At 69.6% G+C, this 20,336-nt stretch carries 18 protein-coding genes; 16 read left to right on the top strand and 2 right to left on the bottom strand.

Features of this window, described 5'->3' with window-relative positions; all coding sequences use genetic code 11:
- The first annotated feature begins 131 nt into the window (after positions 1 to 131).
- The 7 genes from ACTJJZ_RS16280 to ACTJJZ_RS16250 all read left to right on the top strand — a co-directional run bounded on the left by ACTJJZ_RS16280 (position 132) and on the right by ACTJJZ_RS16250 (position 9,381).
- Positions 132 to 1,457, top strand: coding sequence for a GAF domain-containing protein (locus ACTJJZ_RS16280; RefSeq protein ID WP_440722266.1), 1,326 nt, complete (start codon positions 132 to 134; stop codon positions 1,455 to 1,457).
- A gap of 160 nt (positions 1,458 to 1,617) precedes the next feature.
- Positions 1,618 to 3,168 (top strand): acetaldehyde dehydrogenase ExaC, encoded by a 1,551-nt coding sequence (exaC, locus tag ACTJJZ_RS16275; RefSeq protein ID WP_440722238.1) that lies wholly within the window; start codon positions 1,618 to 1,620, stop codon positions 3,166 to 3,168.
- A 71-nt stretch (positions 3,169 to 3,239) separates the two neighbouring features.
- Positions 3,240 to 3,644: a DUF779 domain-containing protein gene (locus tag ACTJJZ_RS16270; protein WP_440722237.1), complete on the top strand. Its 405-nt coding sequence runs from the start codon at positions 3,240 to 3,242 to the stop codon at positions 3,642 to 3,644.
- A gap of 174 nt (positions 3,645 to 3,818) precedes the next feature.
- The gene (locus ACTJJZ_RS16265) at positions 3,819 to 5,453 is read left to right on the top strand and encodes an ABC transporter substrate-binding protein (RefSeq protein WP_440722236.1); all 1,635 of its coding nucleotides are present in this window, start codon (positions 3,819 to 3,821) and stop codon (positions 5,451 to 5,453) included.
- A gap of 100 nt (positions 5,454 to 5,553) precedes the next feature.
- Entirely contained in the window at positions 5,554 to 6,630 is a 1,077-nt protein-coding gene (locus ACTJJZ_RS16260) for an ABC transporter permease (protein WP_440722235.1), read from the top strand.
- Position 6,631: 1 nt separating this feature from the next.
- Positions 6,632 to 7,648 (top strand): ABC transporter permease, encoded by a 1,017-nt coding sequence (locus ACTJJZ_RS16255; protein ID WP_440722234.1) that lies wholly within the window; start codon positions 6,632 to 6,634, stop codon positions 7,646 to 7,648.
- Positions 7,645 to 9,381, top strand: coding sequence for a dipeptide ABC transporter ATP-binding protein (locus tag ACTJJZ_RS16250; protein ID WP_440722233.1), 1,737 nt, complete (start codon positions 7,645 to 7,647; stop codon positions 9,379 to 9,381). The genes ACTJJZ_RS16255 and ACTJJZ_RS16250 overlap by 4 nt, the downstream gene beginning before the upstream one ends.
- A 101-nt stretch (positions 9,382 to 9,482) precedes the next feature.
- Here ACTJJZ_RS16250 and ACTJJZ_RS16245 read toward each other — a convergent pair whose 3' ends face one another.
- Together ACTJJZ_RS16245 and ACTJJZ_RS16240 are read right to left on the bottom strand one after the other, a co-directional pair.
- Complete coding sequence (locus tag ACTJJZ_RS16245; RefSeq protein ID WP_440722232.1) at positions 9,483 to 10,640, bottom strand: hypothetical protein; 1,158 nt, start codon at positions 10,638 to 10,640, stop codon at positions 9,483 to 9,485.
- Positions 10,641 to 10,693: 53 nt separating this feature from the next.
- Positions 10,694 to 11,686, bottom strand: a complete 993-nt coding sequence (locus ACTJJZ_RS16240; protein WP_440722231.1) for a hypothetical protein — start codon at positions 11,684 to 11,686, stop codon at positions 10,694 to 10,696.
- Positions 11,687 to 11,864: 178 nt separating this feature from the next.
- Between ACTJJZ_RS16240 and rpsF the strand changes: the two genes are divergently transcribed.
- The 9 genes from rpsF to dnaB all read left to right on the top strand — a co-directional run bounded on the left by rpsF (position 11,865) and on the right by dnaB (position 20,124).
- Positions 11,865 to 12,230 carry a 30S ribosomal protein S6 gene (gene rpsF, locus ACTJJZ_RS16235; protein ID WP_440722230.1) on the top strand — a complete coding sequence of 122 codons (366 nt, stop codon included), beginning with the start codon at positions 11,865 to 11,867 and terminating at the stop codon, positions 12,228 to 12,230.
- 5 nt (positions 12,231 to 12,235) lie between these two features.
- Positions 12,236 to 12,754, top strand: coding sequence for a single-stranded DNA-binding protein (locus ACTJJZ_RS16230; protein WP_440722229.1), 519 nt, complete (start codon positions 12,236 to 12,238; stop codon positions 12,752 to 12,754).
- Between the two features lie 68 nt (positions 12,755 to 12,822).
- Positions 12,823 to 13,077 carry a 30S ribosomal protein S18 gene (gene rpsR, locus ACTJJZ_RS16225; protein ID WP_040168021.1) on the top strand — a complete coding sequence of 85 codons (255 nt, stop codon included), beginning with the start codon at positions 12,823 to 12,825 and terminating at the stop codon, positions 13,075 to 13,077.
- 11 nt (positions 13,078 to 13,088) lie between these two features.
- Complete coding sequence (gene rplI, locus ACTJJZ_RS16220) at positions 13,089 to 13,541, top strand: 50S ribosomal protein L9 (RefSeq protein ID WP_440722228.1); 453 nt, start codon at positions 13,089 to 13,091, stop codon at positions 13,539 to 13,541.
- Between the two features lie 299 nt (positions 13,542 to 13,840).
- A complete protein-coding gene (locus ACTJJZ_RS16215; RefSeq protein WP_440722227.1) occupies positions 13,841 to 14,542 on the top strand; it encodes a hypothetical protein in 702 nt (233 codons plus the stop codon).
- Between the two features lie 49 nt (positions 14,543 to 14,591).
- Positions 14,592 to 15,293, top strand: coding sequence for a class F sortase (locus ACTJJZ_RS16210; protein WP_440722226.1), 702 nt, complete (start codon positions 14,592 to 14,594; stop codon positions 15,291 to 15,293).
- 118 nt (positions 15,294 to 15,411) lie between these two features.
- Positions 15,412 to 16,311, top strand: coding sequence for a hypothetical protein (locus tag ACTJJZ_RS16205; protein ID WP_440722225.1), 900 nt, complete (start codon positions 15,412 to 15,414; stop codon positions 16,309 to 16,311).
- Between the two features lie 9 nt (positions 16,312 to 16,320).
- Positions 16,321 to 17,067, top strand: coding sequence for a SecDF P1 head subdomain-containing protein (locus tag ACTJJZ_RS16200; protein ID WP_440722224.1), 747 nt, complete (start codon positions 16,321 to 16,323; stop codon positions 17,065 to 17,067).
- 369 nt (positions 17,068 to 17,436) lie between these two features.
- Positions 17,437 to 20,124, top strand: a complete 2,688-nt coding sequence (gene dnaB, locus ACTJJZ_RS16195; protein ID WP_440722223.1) for a replicative DNA helicase — start codon at positions 17,437 to 17,439, stop codon at positions 20,122 to 20,124.
- Positions 20,125 to 20,336 lie beyond the last annotated feature (212 nt).

Below are 20,336 nucleotides of genomic sequence, written 5' to 3'. Positions count from 1 at the left end.
CCGTCGGGCCGCGATCGCGAGCACGCCGCCGGCCGCGGTCACGAGGATTCCTCGCGCCCGTCCTCGTCGCCCGCCGTACACTGGTCGCACTCCGTCGTCGATGATCGGAGGCCGTCGTGACCGGAGGAACCGTGCCCTCGCCCTGGCAGCCCTCCCGCGAGCCCGTTCCCGGGGCGTCGCGCCTGCTCATCGAGCGCGCGCACGAGGAGCTCGTCGCGGGCAACCTCGCCGACGGCCGGTTGCAGAACGTGCGGTCCCTCGTGCGGGAATCGTGGGAGCGGTCCTGGCGGCAGCGCGTCGGCGCGGAGGGCCTGCCGCCGCTGGAGTTCACGGCCGACGCCCTCGACGCATACCGGCTCGCGCATCCCCTCGCCGGTGCGATGGACACGATCCGCGCCCTGCTGCTGCCCGGATCCGCGGAGGACTCCGGGGTCATCGTCGCCGTGGGCGACCACGCCGGGCGGCTGCTGTGGGTCGAGGGGGATCTGAATCAGCGGATCCTGTCCGGAGACATGGGCTTCGTGGAGGGCGCGAACTGGTCCGAGCGCGCGGTCGGCACGTCCGCACCCGGCACCGCGCTCGAGCTGGGCGCCTCGGTGCAGATCCACGGGGCCGAGCACTACAACCGCCTGGTGCAGCCGTGGTCGTGCACGGCCGCCCCCGTCTTCGACCCGGAGGACCGGCGGATCCTCGGGGTGATCGACGTGACCGGCGGATCCGAGGCCGCCAGCCCGCAGGCGCGGATGCTCGTCGACGCCACCGCGCGCGCCGTCGAGGCGGAACTGCTCGTCGCCCGGCTGAGGGCGCGGGCGGAGCCGGCCGCGCCCGTCCCGGCGCGGAAGCGCCGCCAGAGCCCGGAACGCGCGGCGCTGCGGGTGCTGGGCCGGGACCGCGCGCGGCTCGAGGTGACCGGAGGCGACGGCGAGCGCTCGGTCGAGCTGAGCGCGCGGCACGCCGAGATCCTGCTGCTGCTCGCGGTGCACCGGCAGGGGCTCTCCGCCGAGCGGCTCGCCGAGCTCGTGTACGGAGAGGGATCCTCGGCCGACACGCTCCGTCCCGAAATGGTGCGCCTGCGCAAGGCGCTGGAGCGGGTCTGGCCCGCGCTCGTGCCGGAGTCCCGGCCGTACCGGATCACGGTGCCGCTGGAGACCGACGCGCAGGACGTGCTGTCGCTGCTGGACCGCGGTGCGCACCGGGTCGCCCTGTCCGCCTACCGCGGACCGGTGCTGCCGGACTCGGTCGCACCCGGGGTCGAGGAGTACCGCGAGACCGTGCGGTCGACCCTGCGCGAGACCATGCGCACCGAGGCCAGCGTCGACGTGCTGCTGTCGTACGCCGAGATCCCCGAGGGCGCGGACGACACCGAGATCCTGCGTCTGTGCCTGGAGCTGCTGCCCGCGCGCTCCCCGAAGCGGGCGGCCCTGGTGAGCCGGATCGAGCGCCTCGAGCAGGGCTGACACTCCGCGCCGGGACTGGACGTCCCTTCGACAGGCTCAGGGACCGGCCTGCGTGCAACCGGATGCAACGTGACGCATCGGGGCGCAACGTGCGCGCGCATAGCGTCGAGGCACATCAACCCGCGCGGCGCCGGAGCCGCGGATCGTCGAAGGAGACGCGATGACCATCATCGAGGAGAGCGTGTCGACCGCCTACGCGGCGCCGGGGCAGCCGGGCGCGCTCGCGAACTACCGCCCGCGCTACGGGCACTACATCGGCGGCGAGTTCGTCGAACCCGTCAAGGGCCAGTACTTCGAGAACATCAGCCCGGTCAACGGCAAGCCGTTCACCGAGGTCGGCCGCGGCACCAGCGAGGACATCGACCGCGCGGTCGATGTGGCCTGGAAGGCGTTCGCGAGCTGGGGCAAGACGAGCCCCACGGAGCGCGCCAACGTCCTGAACAGGATCGCCGACCGGATCGAGCAGAACCTCGAGATCATCGCGATCGCCGAGACCTGGGAGAACGGCAAGCCGGTGCGGGAGACCCTCGCCGCCGACATCCCGCTCGCGGTCGACCACTTCCGCTACTTCGCCGGCGTGCTGCGCGCGCAGGAAGGCGGGATCAGCCAGCTCGACGAGACCACCGTCGCGTACCACTTCCACGAGCCGCTGGGCGTGGTCGGCCAGATCATCCCGTGGAACTTCCCCCTGCTCATGGCGACCTGGAAGCTCGCCCCCGCGCTCGCCGCGGGCAACTGCGTCGTGATCAAGCCGGCCGAGCAGACCCCGGCGTCGATCCTGTTCCTCTTCGACATCATCGGCGACCTGCTGCCCGCCGGCGTGGTGAACATCGTCAACGGCTTCGGCATCGAGGCGGGCGCCCCGCTCGCGTCGCACAAGCGGATCCGCAAGGTCGCGTTCACGGGCGAGACGACCACCGGCCGGCTGATCATGCAGTACGCCTCGCAGAACCTGATCCCGGTCACGCTCGAGCTCGGCGGCAAGAGCCCGAACGTGTTCTTCGAGGACGTCGCGCGCTCGACCTCCGACCCGTACTACGACAAGGCGCTCGAGGGTTTCACGATGTTCGCGCTGAACCAGGGCGAGGTGTGCACCTGCCCGTCGCGCGCGCTCATCCAGCGCTCGATCTACGACGGCTTCCTCGCCGACGGCCTGGATCGCGTGAAGAAGGTGGTGCAGGGCAACCCCCTGGATCTGACCACGATGATCGGGGCGCAGGCCTCGAACGATCAGCTGGAGAAGATCCTCAGCTACATCGACATCGGCAAGCAGGGCGGCGCGAAGCTGCTCACCGGCGGCGAGCGGGTCGACCTCGGCGGCGACCTCAGCGAGGGCTACTACGTCGCGCCGACCGTGTTCGAGGGCACCAACGACATGCGGATCTTCCAGGAGGAGATCTTCGGCCCGGTGCTGTCCGTCACCTCGTTCGACGACTTCGACGACGCGATCTCGATCGCCAACGACACGCTCTACGGCCTCGGCGCCGGCGTGTGGAGCCGCAGCGGCGACACGGCGTACCGGGCCGGCCGGGCGATCGAGGCCGGGCGCGTGTGGACGAACACGTACCACCAGTACCCGGCGCACGCCGCGTTCGGCGGGTACAAGCAGTCCGGTGTGGGTCGCGAGAACCACAAGATGATGCTCGACCACTACCAGCAGACGAAGAACCTCCTGGTGTCGTACGCCGAGGGGCCGATGGGCTTCTTCTGATCCGCGTCGGAAGCCGGGGGAGAGGACCGGGCGGGCGTTCCAGGGNGCCCGCACCACGAGAGGAGGGCAGGATGCCCGAGTACCACCGCGTCGACGTCTCCCCGGAGGCGGCGGCGCTGCTGCGCGAGCTGACCGCGCAGCACGGCCCGCTGATGTTCCACCAGTCCGGCGGCTGCTGCGACGGATCCGCACCCATGTGCTACCCGGTCGGGATGTTCCTGATCGGATCCGGGGACGTGCTGCTGGGACGGCTCGACATCGGACTGGACCCGGCGACGGGCGCAGGGCAGGCGGAAGGAGTCGAGGTGTACATGTCCGAGTCGCAGTTCGAGTACTGGAAGTACACGCATCTCACGATCGACGTGGTGGACGGCAGAGGATCCGGGTTCAGCGTCGAGTCGCCGACCGGCAAGCGATTCCTCACCCGGTCGCGGATGCTCGACCAGGAGGAGCTCGAGCACTTCGCCCTGGCCTGACCCGGCGCCTTCTCCTGCTGGGACCGAGTGCCGCCGAGGTCACGTCTCGGTGTCAGGGCTCACAGGATCCGCTGACGCGTGCCTACAATCGGTTGTCCCGTGCGCCGTGAACCCCTTCGGCCATGGATGTGTGGCTGCGACCAAGCGCGGCCTGGAACCGATACAGAGGTGTATATGTCATTCCACAGCACTCGAGGCCGCCTCGGCTTCGCCATCGGAGCGCTCGGCGTCTCGGCTCTCGTCCTCGCGGGCTGCGCGACGAGCAGCACGGGCGGCGGCGGCTCGACCGGCGGATCCTCCGGCAGCACGATCACGGTCGGCACCACCGACAAGATCACGTTCCTCGACCCGGCGGGGTCGTACGACAACGGCTCCTTCGCCGTGATGAACCAGATCTACCCGTTCCTGATGAACAGCAAGTACGGCACCGGCGAGGTCACCCCCGACATCGCAGAGTCGGCGTCGTTCACCTCGCCGACCGAGTACACGGTCAAGCTCAAGAAGGGACTGAAGTTCGCCAACGGCGACCCGCTCACCTCGGCCTCGGTGAAGTTCTCCTTCGACCGCATGGTGAAGATCAACGACCCCAACGGCCCGGCCTCGCTGCTCGGCAACCTCGACAGCACCGCCGCGCCCGATCCCACCACCGTCGTGTTCACGCTGAAGAACGGCAACGACCAGATCTGGCCGCAGATCCTGTCCAGCCCGGCCGGCCCGATCGTCGACGAGAAGGTGTTCTCGGCCGACAAGGTCACCGACGACGACACCATCATCAAGGGCAAGGCGTTCGCCGGTCAGTACGAGATCACGGACTACAAGAAGAACCAGCTCGTCGCCTACAAGCCATACTCCGGCTACCAGGGCGAGCTGGGCAAGCCCGCGAACTCGGCCGTCAACGTCAAGTACTTCGCGGACGCGTCGAACCTCAAGCTCGCGATCGGCAACGGCGACATCGACGTGGCCTTCCGCAGCCTGTCCGCCACCGACACCGCCGACCTCGCCAAGAACAAGAAGGTCAAGCTCGTCGACGGACCCGGCGGCGAGATCCGCTACATCGTGTTCAACTTCAACACGCAGCCCTACGGCGTCACCACGCCGGACGCCGACCCGGCCAAGGCGCAGGCCGTGCGACAGGCGGCGGCCGACCTCGTCGACCGCGCGGCGATCGCGAAGGACGTCTACAAGGACACCTACACGCCGCTCTACTCCTTCGTCCCGGACGGCGTGGCCGGCGCCACCCAGCCGCTGAAGTCGATGTACGGCGACGGCAACGGCGGACCCTCCCTCGACAAGGCGAAGCAGGTCCTCACGGCGGCCGGTGTGACCACGCCGATCACCCTGAACCTGCAGTACAACGGCGAGCACTACGGTCCGTCCTCGGGCGACGAGTACGCGGCGATCAAGGCCCAGCTGGAGAAGGGCGGCCTGTTCACCGTCAACCTGCAGCAGACCGAGTGGACGCAGTACTCGAAGGATCGCACCGCCGACGTGTACCCCGCGTACCAGCTCGGCTGGTTCCCGGACTACTCCGACGCCGACAACTATCTGTCGCCGTTCTTCCTCACGAAGAACTTCCTCGGCAACCACTACGAGAACAGCGCGGTGAACGACCTCATCGTGAAGTCGCAGACCGAGACCGACAAGGACAAGCGCATGGCCGACCTGGCCCAGGTGCAGGACATGGTCGCGAAGGACCTGTCGACCCTGCCCCTGCTGCAGGGCAAGCAGGTCGCGTTCGTCGGCACCGGCGTGAACGGCACCACGCTCGACGCGTCGTTCAAGTTCCGTTACGCGCCGCTCACCAAGTAGCGCAACCCTGAGACGGGGCATCGCCGCACGCGCGACGGTGCCCCGTCTCCCGTGCACGGCGCAACGCCGCGCCTCCTGATCTCACAAAGGTTCCACTCACATGGCCGTAGACGTCCTCGCCGCAGACCCCGTGGCGACGCGCTCGACATCCTCCGGCGGAGGACTCTGGCGCTACATCCTGATCCGCCTTCTCCTGATCATCCCCACCGTGCTGATCCTGGTCACCATGGTCTTCTTCCTGATGCGGATCACCGGCGATCCCATCACCGCGGCCCTCGGCGGCCGCCTGCCCGCCGCGCAGCTCGCAGAGCGCGTGCACGCGGCGGGGTACGACCGCCCCGTGCTGATCCAGTACTTCGAGTACCTGGGCAAGATCCTGCACGGCGACTTCGGCAACACCATCACCGACGGCACGCCCGTGCTGCAGGTGCTGCTGACGTACGGATCCGCCACGCTCGAGCTCGCGATCTACGCGCTCATCGTCGCGTTCGCGGTGTCGATCCCGCTCGGCCTGGTGGCCGCGCACCGCCGCGACAAGTGGCAGGACGCATCGCTGCGGATCATGGCGATCCTCGCCTACGCGACACCCATCTTCTTCGTCGGCCTGCTGCTGAAGCTCGTCTTCTCGGTGTGGCTGGGCTGGCTGCCGGTGTCCGGCCGGGCCAGCACCTTGACCGAGCTGCTGATGAGCGGCGTGAGCACCCCCACCGGGATCTACCTCCTCGACGCGATCCGGCTGGGCGACGGCGCGGCGATCGGCGACGTGCTGTGGCACGCGATCCTGCCTGCGCTCGCCCTCGGCCTGCTCACCGCCGGCATCTTCCTGCGGTTGATCCGCACGAACGTGATCGGCACGCTCGGCCAGCAGTACGTCACCTCCGGCCGCTCTCGCGGCGTGAGCGAGTACCGCCTGGTCACCAAGCACGCGTTCCGCCCCGCCCTCATCCCGATCATCACCGTGATGGGACTGCAGATCGCCCTGCTGCTCGCCGGCGCCGTGCTGACCGAGACCACGTTCGAGTGGAAGGGGATCGGCTTCATGCTGGCCGAGTACCTGAAGGCGCGCGACTTCGTGGCCGTACAGGGCATCGTCGTGATGATCGCGGTGATCGTCGCGGTGACCAACTTCATCGTCGACATCATCGCCGCCATGATCGACCCGAGGGTGAGGTACTGAGATGACCGCGGACTCTTCGACCGATCCCGTCCTGGACCGGAACCTCCCGACCCCGCAGACGTCGGTGCTGGCGGCCCAGCCGCCGCGCAAGCGCCGCTGGACGGAGCGGGTGCCCGTCGTCTCCCAGCTGCGCCAGAGCGTCGGGCTGCAGCGCGGCATGCTCGTGACCGGCCTCGTCATCACCGGCCTGTTCGTGCTCACCGCGATCTTCGCCCCGCTCATCGCGCCGTACTCCTGGGCACAGCAGACGACCGCGGCGGGCGTCAAGTTCGGCACGCAGCAGCCGCCGAACCCGACGAACCTGCTCGGCACCACCGTGAGCGGCTTCGACGTGCTCTCCCGCGTGATCTGGGGCGCGCAGACGGCCCTGCTCGTGATCATCGCGGCGATCGTCTGCTCGATCTTCATCGGCATCGCCCTCGGACTGATCTCGGGCTACTTCGGCGGTTGGCTGGACCGGATCCTCGTGGTGGTCGCGGACGCGATCTACGCGTTCCCGTCGCTGCTGCTCGCGATCGTGATGTCGATCGTGATCAGCCACGGCCAGTCCAACCTGTGGTCGGGCGTGATGGCGACCGCCCTGTCGATCACGGTCGTGTTCGTTCCGCAGTACCTGCGCGTGATCCGCGCCGAGGTGGTGCGGGTGCGCTCCGAGCCGTTCGTCGAGTCGGCGAAGGTCATCGGCGTGCCGACCGGGCGGATCCTGCTCCGGCACGTGCTGCGCAACGCGACGCGCTCGCTGCCGGTCGTGGTCACGCTGAACGCCTCCGAGGCGCTGCTGACCCTCGCCGGCCTCGGCTTCCTCGGCTTCGGCATCGAGGCGACCTCGGCCGCCGAATGGGGTTATGACCTGAACCGCTCCGTCGCCGACGTCACGAGCGGCATCTGGTGGACCTCGATCTTCCCCGGTCTCGCGATCGTGCTCGTGGTGCTCGGCATCACGCTCGTCGGTGAGAGCCTGAACGACCTGAGCGATCCGCGACTGCGCACCCGCCGTCGCGCGGGAGGTGCGGCATGACCATCACTACTGGCCTTCCGGATGTGGCAGAGCTCCGCAACCTCAAGGTGCGGTTCGCGACCGACGGCGAGCCCGTCGATGCCGTCAAGGGCATCGACATCCAGGCGCACGCGGGCGAGGTGCTCGCGATCGTCGGCGAATCCGGATCCGGCAAGACCGTCACCGCCAACGCGCTGCTCGGCCTGCTGCCCGAGACCGCGACCATGTCGGGCGCCGTGATCGTGCGCGGCCGCGGTGGCGAGACCGACGTCGTGCACGCCTCGCCGGCGAAGCTGCGCGCGATGCGCGGGCGCGATGCGGCGATGGTGTTCCAGGAGCCGTCGACGGCGCTGAACCCGGTGTACACCGTGGGCTGGCAGATCGCCGAGGGCCTGCGCGCCCACGAGGGATCAGGGAAGCTGTCCAAGAGGGAGGCGAAGGCGAAGGCCGTCGAGATCCTCCGGAAGGTGGGCATCCCGGATCCGGACAAGCGCGTGGACGACTACCCGCACCAGTTCTCCGGCGGGCAGAAGCAGCGCATCGTGATCGCAATGGCGCTCGTGCTGAACGCCGGCCTGATCATCGCGGACGAGCCGACCACGGCGCTCGACGTGACCGTGCAGGCCGAGATCCTCGAGCTGCTGCGCGCGTGCCGCGACGAGTTCGGCGCGACCATCGTGCTGATCACGCACAACATGGGCGTCGTCGCCGACCTCGCCGACCGCGTCGTGGTGATGCTGCGCGGCGACATCGTCGAGCAGGCCCCCGTGCGCGAGCTGTTCGCGAGCCCCCGTGAGGACTACACCCGCGAGCTGCTCGCCGCGGTGCCGCACGTGGGCCAGGGCAAGTCGGCTCTGGCGTCGGTCCCTGAGCCCGTTTCCTCGGTCCCTGAGCTTGTCGAAGGGACGTCCGTCGAGGCCCCCGCCGGCAGCCTGATCGTGGCGCGGTCGTGCGAGATCGGCTACCCGGGTCGCTTCGGGCGCGGCGGCGTGATCGCGGTCAAGGGCGTGGACTTCCACGTCGGCCCGGGCGAGGTCGTCGGGCTGGTCGGGGAGTCCGGATCCGGCAAGACCACGATCGGTCGCGCCGTCGTCGGCCTGACCACCGTGGTGGGCGGCTCGCTCACCGTGCTCGGGCAGGAGATGAAGGGGGTGAAGCAGCGCCAGCTGGCGCCGCTGCGCCCCGACATCGGCTTCGTGTTCCAGGATCCGGCGACGAGCTTCAACCCGCTGCTCTCGATCGCGGAGTGCATCGCCGAGCCGCTCATCGTGCACGGCAGGGCGTCGAGCGTCGCCGCCGCTCGCCCGCGCGTGGACGAGCTGCTCGACGCGGTGCGGCTGCCCCTGAACTTCGGGGACCGGTTCCCGCACGAGCTCTCCGGCGGGCAGCGTCAGCGCGCCTCGCTCGCCCGAGCGCTCGCGCTGGATCCCAAGCTGCTCATCGCCGACGAGCCGACCAGCGCGCTCGACGTGTCGGTGCAGGCGAAGGTGCTCGAGCTGTTCGTGCAGCTGCAGGCCGAGCTCGGCTTCGCGTCGCTGTTCATCAGCCACGACCTCGCCGTGATCGACGCCGTGAGCGACCGGATCATCGTGCTGCAGCGCGGCACGATCCGCGAGCAGGGCACGACCGCGCAGGTGCTGAACGACCCGAAGGATCCCTACACGAAGGAGCTGCTCGCCGCCCTCCCCGTGCCGGATCCGGTGGAGCAGGCCGAGCGCCGCGCCCTGTGGCAGGCGGTGCGCCGGGGCGCCTGAGCCGGCGGACCCTGGTCTCCGGCCCGACCGTGAAGAGGGAAGCCGTCGCACCGATGTTCGGGGCGACGGCTTCCCTCTCGCTCTGCGATCCCGGACGCTCGTCAGCGCAGGGCGAGGAGGTGCATCGCGAACCAGGCGATCCCGAAGAACGCGATCACGACCACCGACACCCACGGGATGGATCGCTTCAGCCGGCGCCCCGGCGCGGCCACGCCGGGCGGCGGCGCCCACGACTGGCCGGCGGGGCCTGGCGTCGGCGCGGCGACACCCGCGAAGGCCGCGGGCGCGGGGGAGACGCTCCCTCCCGGCCGCACGGGTGAGGCCTGCCCCGCGGCGCTGAGCCGCTCGTCGCGCCACCGCGCCCACTGCGCGAGCTTGTCGATCACCGCGCTCACGGTCGCGAACGCGTGCGCCCACGCGGCCGGATCCAGCGTGGAGACCTGCCGGTTCTGCGCGTACAGGAGCAGCCAGTCGTCGACGATCTCGACGTCGAAGGCCGCTGCGTTGTCCATGAAGCGCGCCATGATGTCGGGTGTGAACAGGTAGAGCGCGTCGCGCTCGTAGCCCTCGGGGCAGTACAGCGCGAAGGAGCGGTCGAAGTCCCCCTCGAGGGAGAGACGCTGGTGCCGGCTGTACGAGGCGGGCAGGTTCGAGCCCAGGAAGCCGTTGTTCGCGAGCGAGTCGAGCACGATGTTCGGCAGCGGCACGTCGAGGCGGATCGCGATGTAACCCCAGTTGTGGGTCTGTGCCTCCTTGCCCGACCCCGTCGTGTACCGGTAGTTCGCGAACTCGACGAAGCGGGGGGAGGATCCGCGCACCAGGTCGATCGACTTCCGGCTGTGCCCCAGGCCGAAGATCATGCCGGGCAACTGCGGGTCGGCGAGCTCGGGGAGATAGGTCATCCCGTTCGCGGCGGCGAACGTCTCGAGGCGGTACGCCCTGATCCGCCGGCTCCGCACCCAGGCCACGATGCCGACGACGGCCGCCGCCAGGACGACGACGATCAGCACGGGCGTGAGGATGAAGCCCGCCGCGCCCAGCGCCGCGCTCAGCATCGCGCCGGCGACCGTGCCGAAGGTGCTGAGGAGCACCAAGAGGAAGATCCCGCCGAACACCAGGCCGATGATGTGGGAGGCGCTCAAGGCCGCGGACGGCGTCGAGCGCGAGTACGCGGCCAGCGCGGCACGGTCGACCGGGGCGGTCAGGGGAGCGGCATCGAACGGATAGGTGCCGGCGGGTCGGCTGGTCGGGACGGTCACGCGTCCACGCTAACCCGCGGGACCCGGGTTCGGTACGGCCCCGACGCGGAGCGTCAGCGGTTGACGACGTCGGCGTCCCACTGCAGGTCCGCGCCCTCCGGGATCGGCACGGCCTCGATCCGGGTGTCCGCGCACAGGGCGGCGACGAGCGCCGCGGACCCGCCGACGACCGTGGAATCGAAGTCGATCTCGCTGACCAGGATCCACGCCCGGTCCGCGGGCCAGATCAGGCTCGGGTGCTGCGTGATCGGCGGGAAGCCGTGCCCTTCGGCCGCGGTCCCTGAGCCCGTCGAAGGGTCGCGCCAGGGTGCGAAGGCGACCCAGTCCGGATCCGCGAACGCCCGTGGCGGCGCGGCGAAGAGCACGTGCTCCCGCATCGGAAGCTCGAGGCGGGCGCCCTCGGAGATCTCGCGGGAGAGGATCCCGTCGTGCCACACCGCCTTCTGATACGGGTTGTTGAACGGGTCGTGGATGCTCTCGGCGAGCATCGCCGCGTGCGCGCTCTCGGCCCCGTCGGTCGCGGTCAGGATCACACTGCCGCTGGAGCCGTAGCCGCCGAGCAGACCGCCCCAGCCCGCCCAGACGCCCGCCACGCCCTCGTCCGGCGTGGCCGTGTGCGCGACCAGATGTCCTGCCACATGGGCGAGCAGCGCCGGCGGCAGGTCTCCCTCGATCGGCGCGGAGAACTCCCGCCCGTCCGGTGCGCGGCGGTGCCGCCAGTCCTCGCCCTCGGGCGTGCGCACGATCCGGTTCCACTGTGCGATCGGGTGCATCACGGTGCCGAATGCCGCCGCCGTATCCGCCCAGGTCGCCCCTCCGTCGTGGAACGCCGCGATGGTGAGGTCGAAGTCCTCCTCCGACATCGCCCGCAGTTCGTCGGACGTCGGCACGATGCCGCCGCCGGCGACGCTGCGGACCGACGCCGGATGGAAGATCCGCGCATACGCCTCGAAGCCGCGCGGCACGACCCCGTGCATCGTCGCGAAGCCGGGATCCAGGCGATCCCGGATCCAGCTCCCGACCTCGATGTCGTCCTGCCAGCGCATGGGCCCAGGCTACCCGGACCGATCACGGGCCCACCGGTGATCCGGGCGATTCGCCGCCCGGGAGCGGATCCGCTAAGCTGTTCAGGTTGCCTGGGCGCATTCTGCCCGGGCACGTGCACACACCCTCCTGCTTCCGGGAAAGTCCCGGAAGCCGTTCTAGTCCGAAGGAGGTGGGTAAGTGACGCACCAGTACGAGCTCATGGTCATTCTGACCCCCGAGCTGGACGAGCGCCAGGTTGCCCCCAACCTCGACAAGTTCCTGAAGGTCATCACCAACGATGGTGGCTCGATTGACAAGGTCGACGTCTGGGGCAAGCGCCGTTTCGCCTACGAGATCAACAAGAAGACCGAGGGCATCTACGCCGTCGTGAACTTCACCGCGACGAGCGCGGCCACCAACGAGCTCGACCGTCAGCTGAACCTGTCGGAGCTCGTGTTCCGCACCAAGGTGCTGCGCGCCGAGGAGGCCCAGGCCATGGTCGCCGCCGAGGCGAAGCGTGCCGCGGAGAAGGCCGCTCGCAAGCCCAAGGCCGCGAAGGTCTAAGGATCATGGCCGGCGAGACCGTCATCACCGTGGTGGGCAACCTCACCGCCGACCCCGAACTGCGCTACACGCAGAACGGGCTGCCGGTGGCGAACTTCACCATCGCCTCGACGCCGCGCACGTTCGACCGCCAGGCGAACGAGTGGAAGGACGGCGACGCGCTGTTCCTCCGCGCGTCCGTGTGGCGCGAGTTCGCGGAGCACGTCGCCGGATCCCTGACGAAGGGCATGCGGGTCATCGCATCCGGACGCCTGCGTCAGCGCTCCTACCAGGACCGTGAAGGCCAGAACCGCACGGCGATCGAGCTGGAGGTCGACGAGATCGGCCCCTCGCTCCGCTACGCGACCGCGCAGGTCACCCGTGCCGCCTCGAACGGCGGCGGCGGGTTCTCCGGCGGTCAGGGCGGCGGACGCCCGCAGCAGCAGGTCTCGGACGAGCCCTGGTCGACCCCCGGGTCGTCCGGATCCTCGAGCGCCGACGCGTGGAGCACTCCCGGCAGCTTCGGCGACGACACGCCTTTCTGATCCGAAGCATCAACAAGATCTGCGGATCCTGACGGATCCGATCATCATTTTCTCGTAAGGAAACAACCATGGCTGGAAAGTCGAGCGGCGACCGCCGCAAGCCGCGGAAGGGCGCGAAGAACGCCGCTCCCGCGAAGTCCATCCGCGTGGGTGTCATCGACTACAAGGACGTCGCGACCCTCCGCAAGTTCATCTCGGAGCGCGGCAAGATCCGCGCCCGTCGCATCACCGGTGTGTCCGTGCAGGAGCAGCGTCTGATCGCCAAGGCGATCAAGAACGCACGCGAGATGGCTCTCCTGCCCTACGCCGGCGCTGGCCGCTAAGGGGTACCGACATGGCAAAGCTGATTCTCACGAATGAGGTCGCCGGGCTCGGAAGCGCCGGCGACGTGGTCGAGGTCAAGAACGGGTACGCCCGCAACTACCTCGTCCCGCAGGGTTTCGCCGTCGCGTGGACGCGCGGTGGCGAACGGCAGGTCGACCAGATCCGTGCCGCCCGTCAGGCGCGCGCGATCCACGACCGTGACGACGCCGTGGCGCTGAAGAACGCGCTCGAGGCCGCCAAGGTCCGCCTGGCCGTCAAGGCCGGCGCCGAGGGCCGTCTGTTCGGCTCGGTCAAGACCGCCGACATCGCCGCCGCCGTCGAGGCTGCGGGCGTCGGCGCGATCGACAAGCGCAAGGTTCACGTGACCGCCCCGATCAAGTCGGTCGGCGAGCACGAGGCGACCGTTCGTCTGCACGACGACGTGACCGCCGTGATCACGCTGCAGGTCGTCGCCGCGAAGTAATCCGGCGGGCGCTGCGCTGCAAGGCGCGCGCCCTGTCAGGGGCCGTCTCCTTCGGAGGCGGCCCCTTTCGCGCGCCCGGCCGGGGAAGGCTGCGGATGTGCCGCGGGGCGTTGCCGATATGTTGCGCCGCGAGTATCGTCAGCCGCAGAGGTTGCGCGGGCTGGGGCGTGAGCAACTGTCGAAGTGGTCGGACCCGACGACCTGGGGACAAGGTCGTCGTGGTCATGGCACGACTCCGTCGTCCACACCCTGTTCGCGTGATCCGAACCGATCACAATCGAATTCTGGGGAGTGGGGCCATGACCCTGTCGAAGGGGAGCGCTGGGGCGCTCAGCTATGTTGCATCCGCGGCGGGAGCGCTGACGCTCGCCGCTGCGGGGATCCTGATCGCCGTCCCTGCTGCGTATGCGGCGGACTCGACGACGTGCACGCCGGCCGCGGCGTACGACGAGCAGGTGCTCGTGACGCCGGCCGTGCCGGCGACGCCGGGCACGCCCGCCGTGACGCAGACGGTTCCCGACCAGCGCTGGAGCTGGAATCCGCACGGGGATCAGGCGGGACCCGGCGGCTCCACCCCGCTGAACGATCCCGACCACTGGACCGCCAACACCGAGCAGTACAAGGACGGCGAGCCGCTGGGCGTGGCCTACCAGGCCGGCACGCCGGGGAACGGGGACTGGTTCTACTGGACGACGAAGGAGGTCGTCGTCACTCCGGCCGTGCCGGGAACGCCAGGGACGCCTGCCGTGTACAAGACCGTGCATCACGACGCGGTGACCTGCCCGGCGACGGTCGTCACGCCTCCGGTCGTGACACCGCCTGTCGTCACGCCGCCGGCACCCGCGCCGGTGGCCGAGCAGCCCACCGAGCACACGATGCCCGCCACGGTGCAGACCGACGGCGACACGACGTGGATCCCGATCGCCGCGGGCGGGCTCGGCGCGCTCGCCGCGGCCTCGCTGGCGGGGGCCGGTCTGCTGATGCGCGGCCGCCGCAGCTGAGCACCCGACGGGGAGAGGAGGGGTCGTCGTGATGCGCAGGCGCCTCGAGATGACCCTTCTCGTCGTCGCGGTTCTCGCCGGAACCGGCGCGGTCGCGCTCGCGGGTGCGGCGCATGGCATCGGTGCGGTGCCGATGAAGCCGGCGCCGCAGGCCGCCGCGACCGCCTCCGCGACCCCTGCACCCGCGCCGACCGCGTCGCCGAGCCCTGCGGCGCCTGCCACGCCCACCCCCGCGCCCCTGCAGGACATCGCGGGCACGCCGGTGCACGTCACCGTGCTCCAGCAGGGCGCGCCGCTGATCGACGCTGATGTCAACCGGATCCAGCTCAACGGCGACGGCTGGCTCAGCCCGGACCCGGGGCTGGCCGGCTGGTACGGGCCGCCGCAGTGGGACACCGTCCCGGGCGACCTCTCCGACTATCACGGCGTCATCGTCGGGCACAACGTGACCGGATCCGGCACGAAGGACGTCTTCTACGATCTGGGCCGGGTGCGGGCGGGCGACAGCGTCGTGCTCACTTACGCGCTGCAGGGCGGCGGCTACGCCACGGCCGGGTTCACGGTCGCCCAGGACGCCCGCTCGGTCCCGAAGCAGGATGTCGTGGCGCAGGCGACGACGGCCTACAAGTGGGTGTGGCAGTCGGATGTGCCGGACCGCGTCCTGTCGCTGTTCTCGTGCGATCTCGACGCCCCGCACATCGACGGGCACTCCGTGGACAATTGGGTCGTCACCGCGGTGCGCGTGTCCTGATCCCGCCGGGTCCGGTCCGGCGCTCGCGCACGCCCGCTCCCGCGAGTCGTCCCTCGCGTCGCCACGAGCCTGCGCGCTACTGTCGAGGCGGAGGCGGAGGCGGAGGCGGAGGGGGAGCATGAGCACCGAGGCCGTCGAGACGATCCCGTATCCGCTGCCGCGCAACTGGCAGGACCGGGGCATGCCGGTGAAACCCGTCGGCCGGGTCGCGATCATGACCCTGGTGGCGGCCCTTCTGCTGGCGTTCGGCGCTCGAGGAGCGCTGCTGGGCGACCTGTTCGGCGTGGTGCTGTGGGCGGTCTTCTATGCGGCGCTGATGTGCGGCGTGGCCGTCGCGCGGGTCGGCCCGGGCAGGATCCGCGGCCCCGTGCTGATGAACGCCGTAGCGCTCACCCGGGCGAAGCACGAGCCACCGGATTCGTGGGTGCACTTCTTCCGCGAGGAGTTCGGTTCCCGGGTGCTCGGCTGGGCACTGCTCTTCGGCGGTCTCGGATCCGGGGCGCTGCTCACGACCGCCGGGGTGCGCGCCGTCGCCACGGGTGCGGGATGGTGGCTGTACCTCGTCATCCCGCTGGGGCTGGGGGCCGCGGTACTCGTCCTGTGCGGCGCGATCGCGCTGGTCGTCGCGGTCCGCAGCGCCTCGTTCGGACGCATCCCCGTCGGCCTCTCGATCGGCCGCAGCGGCATCGTCCGGTACTACCTGGACGCGATCGAGACCGTGCGCTGGGAGGACATCCGCTCGGTCACGGCGATCGAGCGCGAGGATCGGGACACCGAGGGCGGCAGAGACGTCCTCATCGACCGCGAGGGTCAGGATCCGTGGCGCGTCGGAGTCGACCAGTATGCGACGCCCGCGTGGGTCCTCTACGCCGCGCTGCGGTACTGGCACGAACACCCGGAGGCGCGCACCGAGCTCAGCACGACGTTCGCGCAGCGCAGGATCGAGCAGTGGTGCGCGGCGATGCAGGATCAGAACCAGCGGCGTGCGCCCGCCGGTCTGGTCGAGGACGCGGGCTAGGCTCCGGTCATGATCCGCTCGGTCCGTTCCTGCGTCCTCGCCGTCGTCCTGCTCGCGTTGCTGACAGGATGCACGGCGTTCCCGTTGCCGCCCCAGGAGCTCTCCGACGAGGTCGTCCTGCGGGTTCCTGCGGGCACCGCCGACGCGGTCGCCAAGGACCTGGGACGCCGTCTGGACGTCGCCCAGATCACGGAACGCAGCATCAGCACGGCGGGCGACAGGGTGACGGTGCACTACAACCCGCCGCGCAGGGACGGGAAGAGGGTCGCCGTGAAGCACGAGCTGTTCGACGCGGCGGGTGTTCTCGGGATCCGTCCGGTCACCCGGCTCGGGACGGATGCCTCCGTGCCTGCCGAGTGCACACGCGAGGCGTCGCCGTGCGCCGCGTCGACCGATCACGGCGAGCCCCTCGTCCTCGGGCCCTCCGCGGTCACGAACAAGCACCTCCGCAAGGCCGAAGCGGTGCAGCCCCAGGGTCAGTGGGGAGTGCAGCTGGACTTCACCAAGGACGGCGCTGCCGCCCTGAAGACCCTCACCGACAAAGTCTCCTGCCAGGACGACGAGCAGCTGAAGCGGATCGCGATCCTCGTCGACGGGCGGATCCTGACCGCGCCCGACCTCAGGCTCGAATGCGGCCAGTCGCTCTCCGACTCGGCGGAGATCGCCGGGCTCGACCGCGATCAGTCGGCGCAGCTCGCGGCGCTGCTGAGCGCGCCGCTGCCCGCCGGCGTGACGGTCATATCCTCCCAGCCGTAAGGCCCGGCCGCGCCCCGGAGGAGCACCTCGAGGAGCAGCGGGTGCTCGTGCGAGCGCGCGCCACTCCCGCCGAAAGGACGACTTGACAAACAGGTCGGTGCATGAGTGTTGTCCCCAAGTTGTGCACATCCGACCAAGCCGCGACGAACCTTAAAGAAGCACTTTAAGCAGAATTCCGTCCACAAGCTGGGGAATCCGGAAATACCTGATCAACGGGAATTAACTCGTTCCAGATCCACGTGTTCCCCACAGTTATCCCCAGGCGTTCTGCACAGACACTCCGGACTTTCCCGCAGTCTCTCCACAGAGTTATCCACAGGGGGTCTTGCACCTGCGGAGACGCCCTTCTAGCGTGGTCGAGCATCCCTGATGTCGGTGGTTCATGGTCTGCTGTGCCTGCGGGGGAAGACCCCGCGGCCCGCCCGGATCCGACGGGGATGCGACAGGCCATCGGGGGAGCAGAAGGGGGTGCGCGTGTCGATCGCGGACATCGCAGAAGAGCGGCTCGGACGAGAGCGCGGCCCTGAGCGAACCCCTCCGCACGACCTCATGGCCGAGCAGAGCACGCTCGGCGGCATGCTGCTGTCGAAGGACGCCGTCGCCGACGTCATCGAATCGCTGCGCGGATCCGACTTCTACATCCCCAAGCACGAACTGATCTTCGATGCGATCCTGTCGCTGTACTCGCACGGGGAGCCGACCGACGTCATCGCGGTCACGGACGAACTGATCAAGACCGGCAACCTGTCCCGCGCCGGCGGCGCGGACTATCTGCACTCGCTGACCTCGATCGTCCCGACCGCCGCGAACGCGGGCTTCTACGCCGGAATCGTGTCGGAGCGCGCGATCCTGCGCAAGCTCGTCGACGCGGGCACCCGCATCGTGCAGATGGGCTACGACGGCCAGGGCGAGGCGCTCGATCTGGTCAACACCGCGCAGGCGGAGATCTACTCGGTCACCGGCACGGAGCAGGCCGAGGACTACGTGCCGCTCACCGTCGCCGTCGACGCCGCCGTCGAGGAGATGGAGGCCGCGAGCGGCCGCGACGGTTCGATGACCGGCGTCCCGACCGGGTTCCGCGAGCTCGACGATCTCACCAACGGCCTGCACGGCGGCCAGATGATCGTCGTGGCCGCCCGGCCTGCGATGGGCAAGGCGCTCGCCCTCGACACACCGCTGCCCACTCCGACCGGGTGGACGACCATGGGTGACGTACAGGTCGGGGACTACCTCTACGGCGCTGACGGGCATCCCACCAGTGTCGTTGCAGTGACCGAGGTGATGGTGGATCGGCCGTGCTACGAGGTCGAGTTCTCCGACGGCTCGACGATCATCGCCGACGCTCAGCACCAGTGGGTGACCGAGACGCGGGCATCGCGACGCTCCGCGAGTGGCGGCACGCAGACCGTCACGACCGTGCAGATCCTTGAGACGCTCACGGTCGGCGCCGACCGACGCGCGAACCACTCCATCCCCAACGCCGCGCCGTTGCGCGCTGTCGAGGCGGATCTGCCGATCGCACCGTATGCGCTCGGGGCCTGGCTCGGTGACGGTCACAGCGCATCGGCGCGGATCACCAGTGAGACCGACGAGATCCCGCTGCTCATCGGGGCGGCGGGCGTGCGGGTCGAACCCCGCGGCGGGATGCTTTACTCGCTGAAGCTCGCGGAGCGGGCCCTTCTGGTCCGGAATTGCGACGTCTGCGGAGCGGAGTTCGTCGCGCGCCACCCGAACGTGAATACGTGCGGTCGAACGTGCGGGCCCAAGAACAAGGGAAACCATCCGGAACGGCTTTCCTGCCCGGACTGCGGCCAGCCGTACTCGGGGGAGGCGCAGCGTTGCGACGCCTGCAACCGTGATCATGGCAGCTTCGCCGCCCTGTTGCGCAAAGTCGGGGTGCTCGGTGACAAGCACGTTCCGTCGCTATACCTGCGGGCATCCGAAGCGCAGCGTCGCGATTTGCTGGCTGGCCTGATGGACACCGACGGCACGGTCGTCAGGGGGGTCGGATCCTGCCAGTTCTCGGTGACCAGCAAGCGCCTCGCCGACAGCGTGTACGAGCTCATCGTCAGTCTCGGTTACAAGTGCGGGAGGACGACGAAGCGCGTCCGCGGGCGCACGGAGGCATCGTCGACCGCCTACATCCTGAACTTCTCAACCACCGACGAAGTGTTCCGACTCGAGCGCAAGCGGAAGCTTCACGCCGAGGAGCGTCCCGCATCGACCCGGCGCATCGGTCGCCGATACGTCAAGGCCGTGCGCCCGATCGCGAGCGTTCCGGTGCGATGCGTGCAGGTGGACAACGAGGACCACCTCTACCTCGCTGGTGAGTCGATGATCCCGACGCACAACTCCACGCTCGCGCTCGACTTCGCGCGCGCCGCGTCGATCGGTCACAACCAGCCGTCGATCTTCTTCTCCCTCGAGATGGGCAAGGCCGAGATCGCCATGCGCCTGCTCAGCGCCGAGGGGGCCGTGCCGCTGCAGAACCTGCGTAAGGGCACGCTCGACCAGCGCGACTGGACCACCGTCGCGTCGACCCGCGGGCGCATCAACGACGCCCCGCTGTACATCGACGACAGCCCGAACATGACGCTCGTCGAGATCCGGGCGAAGTGCCGGCGGCTCAAGCAGCGGGTGGGGCTGAAGATGGTGATCATCGACTACCTGCAGCTGATGACCAGCGGCAAGCGCGTCGAGTCGCGTCAGCAGGAGGTCTCGGAGTTCTCCCGCGCGCTCAAGCTGCTCGCGAAGGAGCTGCAGGTGCCGGTGATCGCGCTCTCGCAGCTGAACCGTGGACCCGAGCAGCGGCAGGACAAGAAGCCCGCCATCAGCGATCTCCGCGAGTCGGGCTCGATCGAGCAGGACGCCGACATGGTGATCCTGCTGCACCGCGACTCCGTCTACGACAAGGACGTGCGCCCCGGCGAGGCCGACCTCATCGTCGCCAAGCACCGCAACGGCCCGACCGCGACGATCCAGGTCGCGTTCCAGGGGCACTTCTCGAGGTTCGCCGACATGGCGAACGACTTCCAGGGCGGCGGCGACTTCAACTGACGGCTCCAGGTTCCGAGCGCTGCTCGCACCGTTCGCGCTGATGGCAGCGTCCGCCCTGCCGGAGCGGCCTGCGCTCGTGCCGTTCACACCCGCCGCCTCGTGGAGGACACCGGCATAGGTACCCAGGCGGACGCGTCGGATCCGCCGCGACAGGATCCGTCGTGCGGCGCAGGATGTCGATCGGCGGCCCCTGCGATCGTCATCCTGATGTC

It is taken from the genome of Microbacterium sp. 22242 (assembly GCF_052045495.1).
Classification (GTDB): Bacteria; Actinomycetota; Actinomycetes; order Actinomycetales; family Microbacteriaceae; genus Microbacterium.
This window is presented reverse-complemented; position numbering and strand designations above follow the sequence as displayed.